Raw genomic sequence first — 15,866 nt, forward strand, 5'->3', positions numbered from 1 at the left:
CAATAAATTTAATTTTGAACTAATGATTCGAATAATTCTCGGTCATCGGGATAAGCTAAATCAAGTTCTGTTAGTTCACTTATCGATTTCCATGCCACTGCTTTTATCCATTCGTCATTTTCATCCATCCGGATTTCTCCACCGGTGATTTCAACTTTAAAATAATGCACTTTAAACGACACGGCTGAATTTTCATATTCACCGCTCCTGACTTTCACTTCTTCTTTTACTGTTACAATAAGGCCTGTTTCTTCAAAGAATTCACGTTTACAGCATTCCTGTAAACTTTCTCCCTCTTCTAAACCAGCAGCCGGCACCGACCATTTTTTCTCTTCATCTGGCGGGCCTTGCAAAACCAATAAAATTTCTTGTTTATCATTAATGCAGACGCCTGCCGCTCCTTGCCAATTTGCCATTTCCATTCGAAATCCTCCATAGAACATTTTATTTACTAAATTCTTTTTTAAGATACCATAATTTCCCGGTTTCAGGGGGTTTTCATTCAATTTATCCCCTCTATTGCCATCGGCATGCCAAAAAGCGGCTTGCAGGAGCAAGCCGCTTTCTATCATGATTCATTGTGCCGTTTCTCTTACTCCATTATCCAGCGTCAGTCCATGGGTTGCTTCCGGCAGTCCCAGGTCTGCAGAAAAGCCATTCGCTCTATAGAAAGCATCCGCAGATGATGAATCTGTCCGCACCACGATTTCTTTAAAATGATTGCGCCCATGATTAATGATTTCCTTTAAAAGCAATGTGCCAATCCCTTGTCTTCGTGAGCTTGGAGAGATGTAAAAGCGGCGAAGCCTGCCGACTCCTTCTTTGTTCGAGTACGGATCCCGGTTTAACCCGCCAATCGCTATTAAGTGCCCATGTTGATCCCAGACACCGTACAATATTTCTCCAGACTGGTTAAATGTGTTGGTGCCATCTTCGTATTGGCTGACAAGCCGTCTGAGAAAGCGGTAGCCTTCCGCTTCACTTTCTTCTACTAATTTTGAAACGTCTACAGTTTTCAGATCCTCTATTTCTTTAACCTTAATCGTCATGCCGCTCCTCCTCCTCTTGGTCCCCCGCTGCAACTTTTACGGGATTCCCCCTATGCTTTCTCTTACCTCTTTAGTGTATAGAAGTTTCAAAAGGAATGCCATTAATTATCGGAATTTTCATATAAATTGAAATAAAAAAAACTGCATCGAAATGCAGCTTTTCCTCTTCCTCGTTTTACGTTGCGGAAGATTCAACATTGGCTTTTTTCACTTCTATCCTTCTGACAATATAAATGCTCACTTCATAAAGAACAGCCATTGGAACTAGTACAATCAATTGGCTAATGAAATCCGGAGGTGTGATTAAAGCCGAGACAATGGCAATCACTAAATACGACCATTTCCGGACGTTTTTCATCGATTCAGATGTTAATAATCCAATTGAGGACAAAAATAAAGCGACAATGGGCATTTCAAAAAGAAGTCCTAATGGAATGGTGGTCATGATCAGAAAATGAATGTATTCGCTTGCCGAAATCATGACTGCAAAGTTCGCTTCACCCATTCCGATAAGAAATTGAAAACTTAATGGATTGACGATAAAATAGCCAAACGAGATGCCAAGAAGAAACAGGATCAGCATGGCCGGTGAATACAAGCCAATAAACCTTGCTTCCGTTTCCAGCAACCCTGGCTTGACGAATTGCCATAAAAAATAGCAGAGAAATGGCAAAGAAAGGCCGAGTGCTAGCGTTGCCGAAATCGAAGTATAGAATTTAATGACTTCCAAAGGCCCCAGAATCACCAGGTCATGCCCTTTTACGATATAAGGGAACCAAAAATTCAAGGTTGAAAAAACCAGCAGCAAGAAGAATAAAAAGACAAAAATGCTCTTTATCAATTGCTTTCTCAGTTCACCTAAATGATCCACCAAACTCTCTACCTGCTCTTCCGGTTGTTCCATTTTAGGCGGTTCCGGCTTGGCCGGTGGCTCTTCCGGAATTTTTCCCTCAGGTATTTCCGGTTGAGCCGCTTTCTTGCTGAGTGGGCTAATTAGTTTGCGTTCTCCATACGGATCCATTTAACCACCTTCATAGTTTTTCGGATTTTTTCTCTTGCTTTTCAAGCGTTTCGTCTTCGTCATCATCCATTAGTCCTTTGGTGGAACGTTTGAATTCCGAAAATGTTTTCCCGACTGCGCCGCCAATTTCCGGCAGTTTTTTCGGGCCAAATAAAATAAGGACGATGACTAGAATAATGATTAATCCAGGTACGCCGATTGATGCTAATCCTCCCATAAACTTTCTCCTCCTCTATTAGACAAGTGGTCCACCATTTTTACTGTAATTGATAACGCCTTCCGCACATCGGTATGCAAGCGCCCCTACTGTTCCTGTAGGGTTATAACCCCCGTTATGCGCAAAATTTCCTGCTCCCACTACAAAAAGATTTTCCGCATCCCAGTGCTGCAGGAAATTGTTTACTACACTAATATTCGGATCTGAACCCATTACTGTTCCACCGGTATTATGTGTCGTTTGATAAGGAACAATATCGTAATCAGAAATCGGACTGCCGCCAACAACCGTCTTAGCTCCCATTTCCTGCATGATGCCAGCGGCTTTTTCCACTAGATGAGCGTGCAGGGCTTTGTCCTGATCGGTAAAATTATACGTAAGCTGCAGCAATGGAACACCGTAAACATCTTTATACGTACCGTCTAACGCCATATAGTTCTCTTTATGCGGCATAGAAGCTCCTTGCCCACCTACACTCAACGTTCTTGTATAATTTTCAATCGAAGCTTTTTTGAATTCCGCTCCCCAAGATGGTGTATCAGGCGGAATCGGGTTTGTCAGAATCGGCCGATTTCCTGTTTGAGTAATGGAAAGACTAGCTCCATGGATAAAATTCAAATCTGCGTGATCAAAATTATCCCCGTTAAAATCGTCCACCGTCATCCCAAGGGCGCCGGCTCCCATAAAGACATTCATTTGTTCTTCGAAGAAACCAGATGCTCCTGGCAGAATTTGATAAGCATAATTCCGCCCAAGCGTTCCTCTTCCCGTTGCCGGGTCATATTGTTCTCCAATTTTCGATACCATCAGTAATTTAGCATTATTCATGACATAACTTGTCAGCACGACCACTTCCGCCGGTTGGATAAATTCCTCAAAAGTGACCGTATCAAAGTAACGGACACCGGTGACTTTGTCCCCTTGCTTCATGATTTCCACTGCATTGGCATTGAATTTAATTTCAAAATTTCCCGTATTCAATGCTGTAGGAACAACTGTGATTTCCGGAGAAGTTTTGGCGCCATATTCACAGCCGAAACGTTCGCAAAAACCACAGTATTGGCAGGCATTGATTTTTGCACCATCTGGGTTTTCATATGCTTCCGATAAATTTGCCGAAGGAATCATAAACGGAGAATAACCCAGATTTTTGCTTGCCGTCTCGAATTTCTGTAAAATCGGCGTTTTCTTCATCGGTGGTGTGGGATACTCGGCGGAACGTTGTCCCCAAAATGGATTGGTAGATTCACCAGAGATTCCGGCCGTTTTTTCAAATCGATCAAAATAAGGCTCCAATTCATCATAAGTAATTCCCCAATCCTGAATGGTATATTCAGGAGCAAGCTTGTTGGCACCGTATTTCTGGTCAGTCAATGTCTTAATTTCAAAATCGTACGGCAAGAATCTCCAGTTCTGCCCGTTCCAGTGAGTACCAGATCCCCCCAACCCTTCACCAAGCAAAAACGAGCCCATTTGGCGCATGGGTAAAGCACGCTGTTGCCGATTGTTGCGGAAAGTTACAGTTTCCCTGGATAAATCCTGCATCAATTCGTAACGTACGGCATAGCGGAATTCGTCATGGACGATGGCAAAATCTGCGGTACTTCGTTCCCGGCCGCGTTCTAAGCCGACAACCTTCAATCCTGCTTTGGCACATTCTGCTGCAATAATCCCCCCGGTCCAACCTACCCCAACTGTCACTACATCCACTTTATCCAAAGTTGTGACCATTAAGACTCCCCCTCTTTATGTTAGTGACTCATTCCAAGCGATTGCGGATCAATTTCCTGGAACTCTTCACTGTCAATCTGGTTGATGTATGATGCTTGATGACCCGGGAACCCTTTCATTCTCCATCCTTCCATATTTTGATTGCCGCCATATATCGGGTCTGCGTAAGCCCCTTCTAATGTCGCCATGCGCAACAGACGGAAAAAGAATAGCGAAGAAACCCCTTTCATTTGGATTTCGTCTTCTTGGAAAGCGGTAAGGATTTCGTCCATTTGTCCGCCTTCAAGATCAACAAAGTTAGCATTAAAACGCTTCTGCGCTTCTTGCTGCATGATTTGAAGCCCTTGCCGGAACATTTCATTCCTTCTTAACCGGCTTTGATAACCTTGGGTACTTTCCCCTTCAAAAAAAGGTGCTTGCATATACTCTTTGGAATTTTCACCATATGCCCCGGCTAATTGTTGATCGATAAAGTAAGGAACGCCTAGTCCAATTGCGCCAGGACCCAAATCATCTTCTGGAAAAATCCGTTCTGTAGCTTGGGCAAGAATCTGGAATTCAGCGTCATTTTTGAAAAACATTAACCCTCTGACGCCGCCTGCTGAGCCTGTTTCACCATGAGTCGCGGGATCGGTGCCGGGAGAAGCAGTTTGAGTACCGGTATTGTTGGCAATCAATCCACCGATGATCCCTCCGCCCACTAGTGCTCCGGCAGCTATCCCTGAAGTCTTTAGAAAGTCGCGTCTGGAAAAATTCTTTTCTTTTTTTGACATTCTGCCTGCCTCCTTATATGATAAAAAAAGAATAGTAAGAATATTTCAATATTATAACCTACTGCATCAAATTTTACACGCAAAAACCAAAATATTATTATCTTAAGAAAGGGTGGCTCCAATGGATTTGAAAGTATCCTTAAAAGATGTGCCCCGGTATTTAAGATGGAAAGATTCTTTATTGGATTTGCGCTATTATTTCGATACGGATACCCGGGATATCACATTGACCCGCGTTTTCGATCCACAGCTTGAAAATGATCTGGAGCGCTATCAGATTATGGATGTGGAAAGGTTAAAGCAACATTATTCATTGGAAATCGAAAAAGCGGAACAGCAAGTCTATTTTTACCGGGTAGCCAATATGATGTTTTTATTTCTTTTTATATTAGCTCCCGCCGTTGCTTTATATTTCCTATTAGATGATTGGTTTGCTCTCGTTTTCGCCCTTCTTTTCATCTTCTTCATGATTTTTCTAGTGGAATGCTTTAATCAGGCATATCTAAACAAATTCCAGAAGCAATTGAAAGATGAAATCGGCCTGGAAAATGCTGTACACAACAAGGTTATTCCTTTTCATAGAGATGAAGTAAAAATTCAAGGTTCTTCCGCTACCGTTCTCACGAACCGTTATCCGGAGATTACAGATCCCGACTACAAAAAAGGCAGAGAAAATGTAATTCGTTTCGGGTTGAAGGATAATTCAATCCAGCCGCTTATTACAGTAGACACTTTAGGAAAATGAGAGAATCGTTGGAGTCTGGACAATAAGAAAGAGGCAATCCGCTATGGATTGCCTCTTTTTTGCGCAATAAAAAAGGCCAAGGGAATGGTCACCTCGGCTTTGTAGCATTTTTCTATTAATCTAAGATCTTGATATTAACTGTTTTGCGGCCCCAGTCAAGAGCTGCACCTTGTGAAGGGATAAATACATCAATTTTATTTCCTTTGATTGCGCCGCCAGTATCGCCAGCGATTGCTGTACCATAGCCTTCAACCCAAACTTTTGATCCTAATGGAATAACGGTCGGGTCTACTGCGATTACTTTTTGGTTCGGGTTAGAACGCAAATCTTGTCCAGTTGCCGTAATGCCTGAGCATCCTGTGCAGAATGCTGTGTAAGCTGTAGCTGAGACAGTCATTTCTTTGCCTGATTGAGTTGATGCTGCCGCTTGTGCAGGTGCTGCTGCTTTTGCAGGAGCTTTAGCCGCTGCTTGTGCAGGTGCTGCTGCTGGCGCTTGCTCTTTTGGTGCTTTAGGAACAGAAATTGGTGTTCCGCCTTTAACAACTAATTTGTCTCCAGGATAAATCCAATGGCCTGTGATTCCATTCCAGCTCATCAATTGTTCTAGTGAAATATTATGTGCTTGCGCGACTTTGAATAATGTATCGCCGCTTGCTACTGTGTATGTAGCTTTGTCTTCCGAAGCTGCTGCTACTGGTTTTTCTGTTGAACCAAGCTCAAGCTGTTGCTGCGGGTAAATAAGGTCCGATGATAAGTCGTTCCATCCTTTTAATTGTTCTACTGAAACGTTCTGCGCTTGTGAAATGCCCCACAGCGTGTCTCCAGATTCTACTGTATACGATGATTGAGCGCTGGCTTGGCCTGCTGCCCCTACACTTAACGCTGCGATTGCAGTTAGTGCAATGATATGTTTTTTCATAAATGAAATTCCTCCTTTTCACTAACAAGGAGCATCATACCACCTAAACATTTCAATACGATGACAAAACGACAGTTATAAAATAACAATTACGTTACGTCATTTTGATTCTTATTACACTTTGTAATGTAGCAGATTTTTTCAAGTATTAGGTTTATGCCTACTTTATTGGGGAATTATTGTTTATTTGTAAGCTTTTTTAATGAAAGAGGGGGAAAAATGAAGAAAGTCACATCTGTTTTTTGGGTTTCTCTTGTACTGTGTTTAGGCATGGTAGTATGGGGACTTGTTTCGCCAACAAGATTTAATGAGTATACCGGATATCTGACAGCTGCCATCTCGGATACTTTCGGCTGGTATTATTTAGTTACTGTATTTATTATTTTAGCATTTTGCATTTATATGATTTTTTCTAAATATGCAAATATCAAACTAGGGAAAGCAGATGAAAATCCTGAGTTTTCATTGCCTTCCTGGTTCGCAATGCTATTCAGTGCTGGAATGGGGATGGGACTTGTATTTTGGACTACGGCAGAACCAATTTCCCATGCGTTCACCAGCACTCCGCGTTCAGAACCCGGTTCACAGGACGCGATATCCGAAGCCCTGCAGTTCTCTTTTTTCCACTGGGGTGTGCATGCTTGGGCAGTATACGGGATTGTCGCACTGGTCCTTGCTTATTTTAAATTCCATAACGGCGCTCCCGGTTTGATCAGCGCCACATTGGTGCCGTTATTCGGCGAAAAGGCCATGGCCGGATTTGCTGGAAAACTAATTGATGTCCTGGCGGTTTTTGCGACTGTTGTTGGTGTCGCTTCCACTTTAGGATTCGGAACTGCGCAATTGAATGAAGGTTTATCTTTTCTTTTTGGCACACCGGATACCTTTACTTTTCAGCTGCTTATTCTAGCCGTTTCAACTATTTTATATGTAGGCTCGGCATGGTCAGGGATAGGAAGAGGCATTAAATACTTAAGCAATATCAATATGATAGTAGCAGTTGTGCTGCTCCTCATGATGCTTTTCGCGGGTCCAACTTTATACATATTGAATTCGTTCACCGATGCATTCGGCGGTTACCTTAATAACTTCTTTAATATGAGCTTCAATCTGGAACCCCAGAATCCTGAGAAAAGGGCATGGGTCAATTCCTGGACCATTTTTTACTGGGCTTGGTGGGTTTCATGGGCACCATTTGTCGGAATTTTTATCGCCCGCATTTCAAGAGGCCGAACAATCAAAGAGTTTATGATTGGGGTATTATTTGCCCCGTCGCTCGTCTGTTTTATCTTTTTTGCTGTCTTCGGCGCCTCCGCACTGAATTTGGAACAAAACGGCATTGCAAAAATTTCGGAATACAGCATTGAAACAGCCACATTCGGAATGCTGCAGCATTATCCCTTAGGCACATTAATGGCATTCATCACATTATTTGTTATTAGCGTCTTCTTCATTACATCCGCTGATTCAGCGACGTTTGTATTGGGCATGCAAACGACTGGCGGCCTTCTGAATCCGCCGAACCTTGTAAAGGTCACTTGGGGCTTTATCCAGGCAGCAGTTGCAGCCATCGTCCTTTATACCGGCGGGACACAAGGCCTCCAAAATGCGTTGATCATTGCAGCCTTGCCGTTCTCGGTAGTTATACTTTTAATGGGGGCATCGTTTTTCAAAGCCATACAGAAAGATCCTCTTGTGAATAAACCAAAAAGGGCAAAATAAAAATGAATCGGCCATTTGGCCGATTCATTTTTATTTGAATACGCTGGTACTGTGCAAGGGTTGGATTTTCGATTTTGGATCAAGGTATGCTTTTGCGTTATTGATCGCTGTCGGTGCTTCACCGAAACCGACTGCAATCAGCTTCACTTTGCCTTCGTAAGTGGCAATGTCTCCTGCTGCATAAATCCCTGGAATGCTCGTTTCCATTTTCGAATTGACGACTACAGAGTTTTTCTCCATCTCTAAGCCCCATTCTTTAATCGGTCCAAGCGAAGTAATATTGCCATAGTTGACAATAACGTGATCTGCTTCAATCTGCTCTTCATTGCCTTCTTTATCGACCAGAATGATTTCACGGACTTGGCCATTTTCACCGACCAGTTCCTTCACACCATAAGGTTTCTTCACTTCTACTTTTGATTGAAGAAGTGTATCAATGTTCGCTTCATGTGCAGTCATTTTTTCACGGCGATGGCTTAAGATTACATGGGAAGCTACGTTTTCAAGCATCATTGCCCAATCGACAGCTGAATCTCCGCCGCCCAGGACCACAACTTTTTTATCGTGGAACATCGTTAAATCTTTGACGCCATAATGCAGCGTTTGGCCTTCAAACGATTCAGAATTTTCTACGCCAATTTTACGCGGTTGGAATGCTCCGACTCCTGCTGTCAGCAAAATGGATTTCGTGTAATGCTTGCCTTTATCAGTCCGGATCATAAAATGGTCGCCTTCTCGCTCCACCTCTGATACCGTTTCTTCTAAACAGATAGCCGGGTCGCCATAGTTTGCTTGACGCACCAAATTGTCAACTAAATCTTTTGCCAGCACCTTTTCGAATCCGCCGACATCGTAAATAAATTTATCCGGGTATAGCTCAGTCAGCTGCCCGCCCAGTTGAGGCAAACTGTCAATGATTTTCACTTTCATTTTGCGCATACCGCCGTAAAAGGAAGCAAACAGACCTGTTGGGCCGCCGCCAATAATCGTTATATCAAAAATTTCGCGTTCTTCCATTTATAACACTCCTAATCTAATCAGTACCTATATCCTATCATATTTCCCCCTATTTCACGCAATCAGACTAATGATTGAACTTGCAAAAATAAAAGTTCGAATTTTCTATGTTTTGACTGCATTTTTTGCTTTCTTTCAGTACACTAATACTTGAAGAACAATCGAGAGGATGAAGGGCATGGAGCTAGGAATCAAAGATAAAATAGTGGTCGTGATGGCTTCAAGTAAAGGGCTTGGCAAGGCAACAGCACGTGAATTCGCTAAAGAAGGAGCAACTGTCCTTATTTCAAGCCGCGATGAAGAAGCGCTTCAAGCAACAGCCGAAGAAATCAAACAGCAGTCTGGAAATGACAATGTCCATTACCGTGTATGCGATATGTCAAAAGAAGAAGATATTGCTTCTTTATTTCAATTTGCAGGCGAACAATTTGGTCGCATTGATATCCTGATCAACAATACCGGAGGCCCAAAAGCAGGCGGCTTTGACGATGTCACTGACAGCGACTGGTATACCGCTTTTGACCGAAATTTGTTGAGTTATATTCGAGCATCACGTGCCGTCTTGCCCTATATGAAAGAACAGCAGTTTGGCCGCATCATTAATATTTCATCTTCTTCAACAAAAGAAGTGATTGATGGGCTGATTTTATCGAATACATTTCGCGCCGGCATGGTCGGATTCTCTAAAACTTTAGCCCGAGAAGTGGCCAAAGACAATATCTTAGTAAACACAATTGGACCGGGCCGCATTTCGACTGATCGCCTTGAAGAACTTGATCAAATTTCAGCGGAGAACCAAAATGTGCCGATTGAAGAAATCGTTGCGCGCAGGAAAGGACAGATTCCGATTGGCCGTTATGGAAAACCTGAAGAATTTGCGAAAATTGTCGTTTTTCTCGCTTCTGCTGCTAATTCCTATATGACAGGCCAGTCTCTAGTAGTAGACGGAGGATCATTGAAAGCATTGTAATATGCCATATGATTATACAGTTACATAAAAAATCGATATACTGATGAATGTACAACTTGAAAAGGAGATGTTATTAATGGCGAAAAAAGGACACATCCACATGGAAAACGGCGAAATTATTGAATTCGAACTTTTTCCAAATGAAGCACCTAATACAGTAAAAAACTTTGAGGATCTTGCAAACTCCGGATTCTACAATGATGTAACATTCCATCGTGTAATTCCAGGTTTCGTTTCTCAAGGCGGGGACCCTACAGGAACTGGCGCTGGCGGCAGCGGCAAAACAATCAAATGTGAAACTGAAGGCAACCCACATAAACACCAAGCGGGCAGCTTGTCTATGGCACATGCCGGAAAAGACACTGGATCAAGCCAGTTCTTTATCGTTCACGAACCACAACCGCATCTTGACGGCGTTCACACTGTTTTCGGCCAAGTAACTTCAGGCCTTGAAACTGCAAAAGCAATGAAAAACGGCGATAAAATGACGAAAGTTCATGTTTTCGACGAAGAATAAAATATAAAAACCGGTTTGGACAGCTGTCCAAACCGGTTTTTTGATGTTTTTTTGATGTTTTTTTGAAAATATGACCAGTTGCTGGTGAAATACGACCAGTTATAGGAGAAATACGACCAGTAGTGAAGAAAATGCGACCAGTAACAGCAAAAATACGATTCTCCGTTGATTGCTAATTAATCCATCAAGAAAAAACCCGGTCTAGCATCAACGTCAGACCGGGTTTTCAGGAAACTTTCAGCTCTTAATGTATTTAGTCACAATCTTTTCGTACGTACCATCATCCTTCAATTGCTGAAGCCCTTCATTAATTTGTTGCAGCAATTCGCCATGCTGTCCTTTTAAAACTGCAATGCCGTATTGCTCATCTGTCAAACGTTCTCCGACTGTTTTCAGATCAAGATTTCGTGTAGTAATTGTGTAAGCAATCACCGGGTAATCCTCTACTAAAGCATCTGCGTGCCCATTTGCAACTTCCAGGAACATAGAAGGACTGTCATCAAAATAAGCGATTCTATAGCCATATTTCTCTTGGTTTTCACCGACAAATTTCGATCCAGTTGTCCCGCTTTTTACAGCGATGATCTTTCCGTCCAAATCCTCCAAAGAGTCAATCTCCGTATTGTCCTTTGTGGTCACCAGCGCCAACCCTGCATCGAAATAAGGATCAGAGAAATCCAACACTTCTTTCCGTTCTTCTGTAATGCTCATCCCTGCAATCGCCAGATCCAAGTTGCCTTCTTCCAGTGCTGGAATGATCCCGACAAAATCCATTGGACGGAACTGAATTTCAAACTCTTGATTTTCAGCAATCGCTTTGATAAGCTCAACGTCAATCCCTTGGTATTCTCCGCTTACCTGGAATTCGAAAGGCGGATACGTGGTGTCAATGCCCACAGTATAGACTCCTTCGGCTTCCTCATTTTCAACGTTTGCTTCTCCTTCGCTGCCACCTTCTCCTTCAGATTCTCCATTCTGCTGCACGCACGCTGCTACGATAAGAATCAATGACAAAAGAATCAGTAAGAAACTGAACTTTTTCATCTTTCCCACCTCTCATCGTACCGCTATCTGTTCTTTTAATTTAACATATTTCTCTGATGTTTTGTATTAATTTGTTTGAATTATCTGAATAAATTAATCATTTATGAAAATATCAATCAACAAAAAAACACGCCCAAAAGGACGTGTTTAGTTGTTGATTATTTTACTCAACTTACCGTTTTAATCAATGCACTCAACTTTACTTACAGCACTTTACTCAAGAAAGCTTTTGTCCGCTCGTGCTGAGGGTTCCCGAATAATTCAGCCGGCACATTTTCTTCCACGATAAAGCCGCCATCGATGAACATGACACGGTCTCCTACTTCACGTGCAAAGCCCATTTCATGCGTGACGATGACCATCGTCATCCCTTCAATCGCAAGCTGTTTCATAACATCCAACACGTCTCCAACCATTTCGGGGTCAAGTGCAGAAGTCGGTTCATCAAAGAGCATGATTTTCGGATCCATTGCAAGCGCACGTGCAATCGCCACACGCTGCTTTTGTCCCCCGGACAATTCGCCAGGATAGGCATTTGCTTTCTCACGCAATCCTACTTTATCAAGCAAAGCATATGCTTTTTCAATGGCTGCTTTTTTGTCATTTTTCTTTAATTTCATCGGTGCCAGCGTAATATTTTCCAACACACTTTTATGCGGGAATAAGTTAAATTGCTGGAATACCATGCCGACGTCTTGCCGAACTTTGTTGATGTCAACTTTCGGGTTTGTAATATCAATGTCTTCAATATATACATGGCCGCCGGTGATATCCTCAAGGCGATTCATGCAGCGAAGGAATGTACTTTTCCCAGAGCCCGACGGACCGATTACACAAACCACTTCTTTTTCTTCGATGACCGTGCTTATGTCCTTTAAAACTTCTATGGGGCCGAATGATTTTTTCAAGTTTTCTACTCTGATCATAGTCATCGTAATACAAACTTCCTTTCTACAAAGCTCGCTAATAATGAGAGCAAGTAAATAATGATGAAGTAAATGACTCCAAGCGTTAAGTAAATCGTAAATGCTTCAAATGTCTGGCTGGCCTGAATGCGCCCTTCTTGCGTTAAATCAGCGATTCCGATGACCGACAGAAGCGACGTATCTTTCAATGAAATGATCGCTTGGTTGGTGATAGTCGGCAACATCCGGCGGAATGCTTGTGGCAAGATGATATAGCGCATATTCTGCGTAGCATTCAAACCAAGAGAACGCGCCGCTTCTGTTTGCCCTTTATCAATCGACTGGATACCTGCCCGGATAATTTCCGAGAAATAAGCTCCAGCATTGATCGCTACCGTGACAATACCCGCTGTTGTATTATCCATCGAGAAAAAGCCAAGTGAGTTTAAACCAAAATAGATGAAGAATAATTGAACGATAAATGGCGTTCCCCGGATTGCATCAACAAAAATTTTCGCAATCCAATTTAATATTTTGATCGGCGCTAAACGGAATAACGCCACAATCAATCCAATGATAAAACCAAGAACGATCGCAATGGCAAAGATATAAAGCGTAACTTGCAGTCCATCCATTAAAAAAGGCAAGGCATTCACAACTGTATCCATTTTCACATCTCCTTTACATACAAAGAAACTCCAATCCGTGGTGGGCCTCACCACTGCGGATTGCCGGTTCATCCAATCGGGCTTTCACGCCCATTGGATCTTTCACTTTAAGAAATGGAAAATCCAATGGCCGTAAAAGCAAAATAATAAAAAAATGCAGCGCGCTGCTGCGCGCTACATGTAAGGCGTTTATTCAGAAATGTATTTATTTAGAATCTCATCGTATTCCCCGCTGTCACGCAATTCCTGCAAGCCTGCGTTGATTTTTTCAAGCAAATCAGCATTTTGGCCTTTCAGTACAGCAATTCCGTATTGGTCGCCAGTCAGGCGGTCGCCAACTGTTTTCAAGTCCAATCCGCTTTGTGCGATGGCATAAGCAATTACCGGATAATCTTCCAACAGTACATCAGCGTTGCCGTTTGAAACTTCCTGGAACATCGACGGGCTATCCTCGAATTGTGCTACTGTGTAGCCATATTTCGATTCATTGTCCATTGCGAATTTAGAGCCTGTGGTCCCGCTCTTTACTGCAACCGTCTTGCCTTTCAAATCATCCAACGTCATGATATCGTTATTGTCTTTGCTGACTACCAATGACAAACCTGCATCAAAGTAAGGATCAGAGAAATCCACTACTTTTTTGCGCTCATCCGTGATACTCATCCCTGCAATTGCCACATCCAATTGGCCAGCTTGCAATGCCGGAATGATTCCGCCGAAGTCCATCGGGTTGAATTCAATTTTAAATCCTTGGCTTTCCGCAATTGCATTGATGATATCGATGTCAATCCCTGTGTACTCGCCATTTTCTTCAAACTCGAACGGTGGATACGTTGTATCAATGCCGACTTTGTAAGTTTTGCTTTCACTTTCCCCACCAGACCCACTTGTATCATCAGCAGAATCATTCGATCCACATGCTGCAAGAACCAGCATCAATGAGACAAGAAGGAACAATAAAGTAAACTTTTTCATTTTGGTGCCCCCTTTGTTCTTTTCATAAAATACTACTACATAATATATCATAAACTTTCAAGATTCAGAACCTTCCTAAGTAAATAAACTCATTGTTTTTTAATCCCTGGTTCTTTTTACCCTGTTCTTGCAATTTCCCTCTTTTTCCGCAAGCGAATAAACAGGCGAAAGTTATGCACCAAGGTTTTAAGGACCGCATAAAGCGGAATGGCAATCAGTATGCCGACAAAACCGTAAAGAGCCCCGGCGATTAACAATAATAAAATAATCGTTAAAGGGTGAATATTTAAACGGTGCCCCATGATATTGGGAGTTATCAAGTTTCCTTCTAACTGCTGCACTACTAATAGAACCAATAAGACCTTTACAGCCAAAAAAGGTTCCCCGCTTGTCAATGCGACAAAAAGAGCAGGAATGATGCCAATAATGGGTCCTAAAAACGGAATGATGATCAGGAACATGGCAAAAACTGCAAGCAGAAGCGCATAATCCAGCCCAATGATCAGGTAACCGATATACATAAGTATTCCAACAACCACTGCTACAGTGGCCTGGCCCAGTATATAATCTGACAGAGTCTGATCAACGTCTTTCAGCAATTTCCTGCCTTCCGGCTTATGTTCTTCTGAAAGGTATTTCATCAAATACGGAATCAATTTTTCATCGTCCTTCAATAGGAAAAATAAAATAAACGGCACCACAACCAACACAACGGCTATATTCATCAAAGTGGTCAGAATAGTCATTACGTTCTCCATTAAACTGTTTGATGCATTCTCTATGTATGTTAACACCCGATTTTTTATTTCATTTCCCGATAAGCCGCCAAATTCAAAATCAGACAAGGCATTATCTGATTCCTCTGTTACTTCTTCTACTGTTTGAGGCGCCAAATCTGCAACGCTTGCCAGCTGTTCTTTTATCGTTGGCCCGAAAAAATAAACCAAGGCCGATAGAAAAATCACAATCAAAGAAAACACCACTGTGATCCCAGCCACCTTTGGCATAAAGCGCATCAATAGATGAAGCAAGGGACGAATCAGATAATATAAGAGTCCGGCAATCAGTATAGGGGCGAAAACTGTCGCAATGATGACTTTAAATGGCCATAATGCATAATCGATTTTGCCCAGAAAAAAAAGAATAATAACAATCAGCAAAACCGCTGTTGCGTACTCAAAAAAAGGTTTTTTAATCCACATATTTTACACTTCTCTCTCTTAGTTAAACATTAAAAGTTCACAGTAAAAAGAACGAAAGCAATATCGTGCCCGCTTTCGCTCTTTTGTTTAATCCTTATTCTTCTTCCAGCTCTTTCAATTCTCTATGCGTTTGCGGGAAGGCATTTGCCTGCCATTCATCACGATAAGCTGAATCCAGTTGCGTAAGCCCTTTTTCAGCAGGATCTACATCTGCTTCCACACTTTCACGCTGGTCCACTTTCACACTGTTTCTCATGTCTATGTCTTCAGCCACTTCTACAGTATTTTTTTCCTGATAAGCGCGGTAAACAAAGATTCCCGCGGCTGCAGCAAGTGCGCTTCCTATTACTGTGTTCATTGTCGATTTTTTCATCAAAATCCCTCCAAATAG

General features: G+C 42.3%; 18 protein-coding genes. 4 read left to right on the forward strand and 14 right to left on the reverse strand.

The genetic code is table 11. The annotated features are described in order from the left end of the window. Positions 1-8 precede the first annotated feature (8 nt). The 6 genes from AC3AQ9_RS14585 to AC3AQ9_RS14610 form a co-directional block, all read right to left on the reverse strand. Positions 9-422: an NUDIX hydrolase gene (locus AC3AQ9_RS14585; RefSeq protein ID WP_488308213.1), complete on the reverse strand. Its 414-nt coding sequence runs from the start codon at positions 420-422 to the stop codon at positions 9-11. Between the two features lie 153 nt (positions 423-575). Continuing rightward, a complete protein-coding gene (locus AC3AQ9_RS14590; RefSeq protein ID WP_488308214.1) occupies positions 576-1,049 on the reverse strand; it encodes a GNAT family N-acetyltransferase in 474 nt (157 codons plus the stop codon). A 175-nt stretch (positions 1,050-1,224) separates the two neighbouring features. Continuing rightward, complete coding sequence (gene tatC, locus AC3AQ9_RS14595; RefSeq protein ID WP_488308215.1) at positions 1,225-2,070, reverse strand: twin-arginine translocase subunit TatC; 846 nt, start codon at positions 2,068-2,070, stop codon at positions 1,225-1,227. Between the two features lie 10 nt (positions 2,071-2,080). Continuing rightward, positions 2,081-2,287 carry a twin-arginine translocase TatA/TatE family subunit gene (gene tatA / locus AC3AQ9_RS14600; protein WP_488308216.1) on the reverse strand — a complete coding sequence of 69 codons (207 nt, stop codon included), beginning with the start codon at positions 2,285-2,287 and terminating at the stop codon, positions 2,081-2,083. 18 nt (positions 2,288-2,305) lie between these two features. After that, complete coding sequence (locus AC3AQ9_RS14605; protein WP_488308217.1) at positions 2,306-4,018, reverse strand: GMC family oxidoreductase; 1,713 nt, start codon at positions 4,016-4,018, stop codon at positions 2,306-2,308. Positions 4,019-4,038: 20 nt separating this feature from the next. Next, positions 4,039-4,791 (reverse strand): gluconate 2-dehydrogenase subunit 3 family protein, encoded by a 753-nt coding sequence (locus AC3AQ9_RS14610; RefSeq protein WP_488308218.1) that lies wholly within the window; start codon positions 4,789-4,791, stop codon positions 4,039-4,041. Positions 4,792-4,912: 121 nt separating this feature from the next. Between AC3AQ9_RS14610 and AC3AQ9_RS14615 the strand changes: the two genes are divergently transcribed. After that, positions 4,913-5,536, forward strand: a complete 624-nt coding sequence (locus AC3AQ9_RS14615; protein WP_488308219.1) for a hypothetical protein — start codon at positions 4,913-4,915, stop codon at positions 5,534-5,536. A gap of 115 nt (positions 5,537-5,651) precedes the next feature. On the opposite strand, the gene AC3AQ9_RS14620 is transcribed toward AC3AQ9_RS14615, so the two are convergent. Next, positions 5,652-6,455, reverse strand: coding sequence for a 3D domain-containing protein (locus AC3AQ9_RS14620; RefSeq protein WP_488308220.1), 804 nt, complete (start codon positions 6,453-6,455; stop codon positions 5,652-5,654). 219 nt (positions 6,456-6,674) lie between these two features. Between AC3AQ9_RS14620 and AC3AQ9_RS14625 the strand changes: the two genes are divergently transcribed. Beyond that, positions 6,675-8,177: a BCCT family transporter gene (locus tag AC3AQ9_RS14625; protein ID WP_488308221.1), complete on the forward strand. Its 1,503-nt coding sequence runs from the start codon at positions 6,675-6,677 to the stop codon at positions 8,175-8,177. 30 nt (positions 8,178-8,207) lie between these two features. Here the strand turns inward: AC3AQ9_RS14625 and AC3AQ9_RS14630 are convergent, their stop codons facing one another. After that, positions 8,208-9,194 carry an NAD(P)/FAD-dependent oxidoreductase gene (locus tag AC3AQ9_RS14630; protein WP_488308222.1) on the reverse strand — a complete coding sequence of 329 codons (987 nt, stop codon included), beginning with the start codon at positions 9,192-9,194 and terminating at the stop codon, positions 8,208-8,210. 178 nt (positions 9,195-9,372) lie between these two features. Here AC3AQ9_RS14630 and AC3AQ9_RS14635 point away from each other — a divergent pair, with 178 nt between their 5' ends. Together AC3AQ9_RS14635 and AC3AQ9_RS14640 are read left to right on the forward strand one after the other, a co-directional pair. Continuing rightward, complete coding sequence (locus tag AC3AQ9_RS14635) at positions 9,373-10,164, forward strand: SDR family oxidoreductase (RefSeq protein WP_488308223.1); 792 nt, start codon at positions 9,373-9,375, stop codon at positions 10,162-10,164. A 76-nt stretch (positions 10,165-10,240) separates the two neighbouring features. After that, positions 10,241-10,681, forward strand: a complete 441-nt coding sequence (locus AC3AQ9_RS14640; RefSeq protein ID WP_488308224.1) for a peptidylprolyl isomerase — start codon at positions 10,241-10,243, stop codon at positions 10,679-10,681. A gap of 237 nt (positions 10,682-10,918) precedes the next feature. Here AC3AQ9_RS14640 and AC3AQ9_RS14645 read toward each other — a convergent pair whose 3' ends face one another. The 6 genes from AC3AQ9_RS14645 to AC3AQ9_RS14670 all read right to left on the reverse strand — a co-directional run bounded on the left by AC3AQ9_RS14645 (position 10,919) and on the right by AC3AQ9_RS14670 (position 15,848). Beyond that, positions 10,919-11,725 carry a transporter substrate-binding domain-containing protein gene (locus AC3AQ9_RS14645; protein ID WP_488308225.1) on the reverse strand — a complete coding sequence of 269 codons (807 nt, stop codon included), beginning with the start codon at positions 11,723-11,725 and terminating at the stop codon, positions 10,919-10,921. Between the two features lie 203 nt (positions 11,726-11,928). Next, the gene (locus tag AC3AQ9_RS14650) at positions 11,929-12,657 is read right to left on the reverse strand and encodes an amino acid ABC transporter ATP-binding protein (protein WP_488308226.1); all 729 of its coding nucleotides are present in this window, start codon (positions 12,655-12,657) and stop codon (positions 11,929-11,931) included. Further along, positions 12,654-13,298, reverse strand: coding sequence for an amino acid ABC transporter permease (locus AC3AQ9_RS14655; protein WP_300991182.1), 645 nt, complete (start codon positions 13,296-13,298; stop codon positions 12,654-12,656). Before AC3AQ9_RS14655 ends, AC3AQ9_RS14650 begins: the two co-directional genes overlap by 4 nt. 189 nt (positions 13,299-13,487) lie before the next feature. Next, entirely contained in the window at positions 13,488-14,273 is a 786-nt protein-coding gene (locus tag AC3AQ9_RS14660) for a transporter substrate-binding domain-containing protein (protein ID WP_488308227.1), read from the reverse strand. Between the two features lie 116 nt (positions 14,274-14,389). Continuing rightward, a complete protein-coding gene (locus tag AC3AQ9_RS14665) occupies positions 14,390-15,475 on the reverse strand; it encodes an AI-2E family transporter (protein WP_488308228.1) in 1,086 nt (361 codons plus the stop codon). A 94-nt stretch (positions 15,476-15,569) separates the two neighbouring features. Beyond that, positions 15,570-15,848, reverse strand: coding sequence for an NADH-ubiquinone oxidoreductase chain 4L (locus AC3AQ9_RS14670; RefSeq protein WP_488308229.1), 279 nt, complete (start codon positions 15,846-15,848; stop codon positions 15,570-15,572). Positions 15,849-15,866: the final 18 nt, after the last annotated feature.

This window comes from Planococcus sp. VCh962, from assembly GCF_057748275.1.

Coding starts and splice junctions, on each gene's coding strand:
- AC3AQ9_RS14585 (WP_488308213.1), bottom strand. CDS start 422: ATGGAAATGGCAAATTGGCAAGGAGCGGCAGGCGTCTGCATTAATGAT.
- AC3AQ9_RS14590 (WP_488308214.1), bottom strand. CDS start 1,049: ATGACGATTAAGGTTAAAGAAATAGAGGATCTGAAAACTGTAGACGTT.
- tatC (WP_488308215.1), bottom strand. CDS start 2,070: ATGGATCCGTATGGAGAACGCAAACTAATTAGCCCACTCAGCAAGAAA.
- tatA (WP_488308216.1), bottom strand. CDS start 2,287: ATGGGAGGATTAGCATCAATCGGCGTACCTGGATTAATCATTATTCTA.
- AC3AQ9_RS14605 (WP_488308217.1), bottom strand. CDS start 4,018: ATGGTCACAACTTTGGATAAAGTGGATGTAGTGACAGTTGGGGTAGGT.
- AC3AQ9_RS14610 (WP_488308218.1), bottom strand. CDS start 4,791: ATGTCAAAAAAAGAAAAGAATTTTTCCAGACGCGACTTTCTAAAGACT.
- AC3AQ9_RS14615 (WP_488308219.1), top strand. CDS start 4,913: ATGGATTTGAAAGTATCCTTAAAAGATGTGCCCCGGTATTTAAGATGG.
- AC3AQ9_RS14620 (WP_488308220.1), bottom strand. CDS start 6,455: ATGAAAAAACATATCATTGCACTAACTGCAATCGCAGCGTTAAGTGTA.
- AC3AQ9_RS14625 (WP_488308221.1), top strand. CDS start 6,675: ATGAAGAAAGTCACATCTGTTTTTTGGGTTTCTCTTGTACTGTGTTTA.
- AC3AQ9_RS14630 (WP_488308222.1), bottom strand. CDS start 9,194: ATGGAAGAACGCGAAATTTTTGATATAACGATTATTGGCGGCGGCCCA.
- AC3AQ9_RS14635 (WP_488308223.1), top strand. CDS start 9,373: ATGGAGCTAGGAATCAAAGATAAAATAGTGGTCGTGATGGCTTCAAGT.
- AC3AQ9_RS14640 (WP_488308224.1), top strand. CDS start 10,241: ATGGCGAAAAAAGGACACATCCACATGGAAAACGGCGAAATTATTGAA.
- AC3AQ9_RS14645 (WP_488308225.1), bottom strand. CDS start 11,725: ATGAAAAAGTTCAGTTTCTTACTGATTCTTTTGTCATTGATTCTTATC.
- AC3AQ9_RS14650 (WP_488308226.1), bottom strand. CDS start 12,657: ATGACTATGATCAGAGTAGAAAACTTGAAAAAATCATTCGGCCCCATA.
- AC3AQ9_RS14655 (WP_300991182.1), bottom strand. CDS start 13,298: ATGGATACAGTTGTGAATGCCTTGCCTTTTTTAATGGATGGACTGCAA.
- AC3AQ9_RS14660 (WP_488308227.1), bottom strand. CDS start 14,273: ATGAAAAAGTTTACTTTATTGTTCCTTCTTGTCTCATTGATGCTGGTT.
- AC3AQ9_RS14665 (WP_488308228.1), bottom strand. CDS start 15,475: ATGTGGATTAAAAAACCTTTTTTTGAGTACGCAACAGCGGTTTTGCTG.
- AC3AQ9_RS14670 (WP_488308229.1), bottom strand. CDS start 15,848: ATGAAAAAATCGACAATGAACACAGTAATAGGAAGCGCACTTGCTGCA.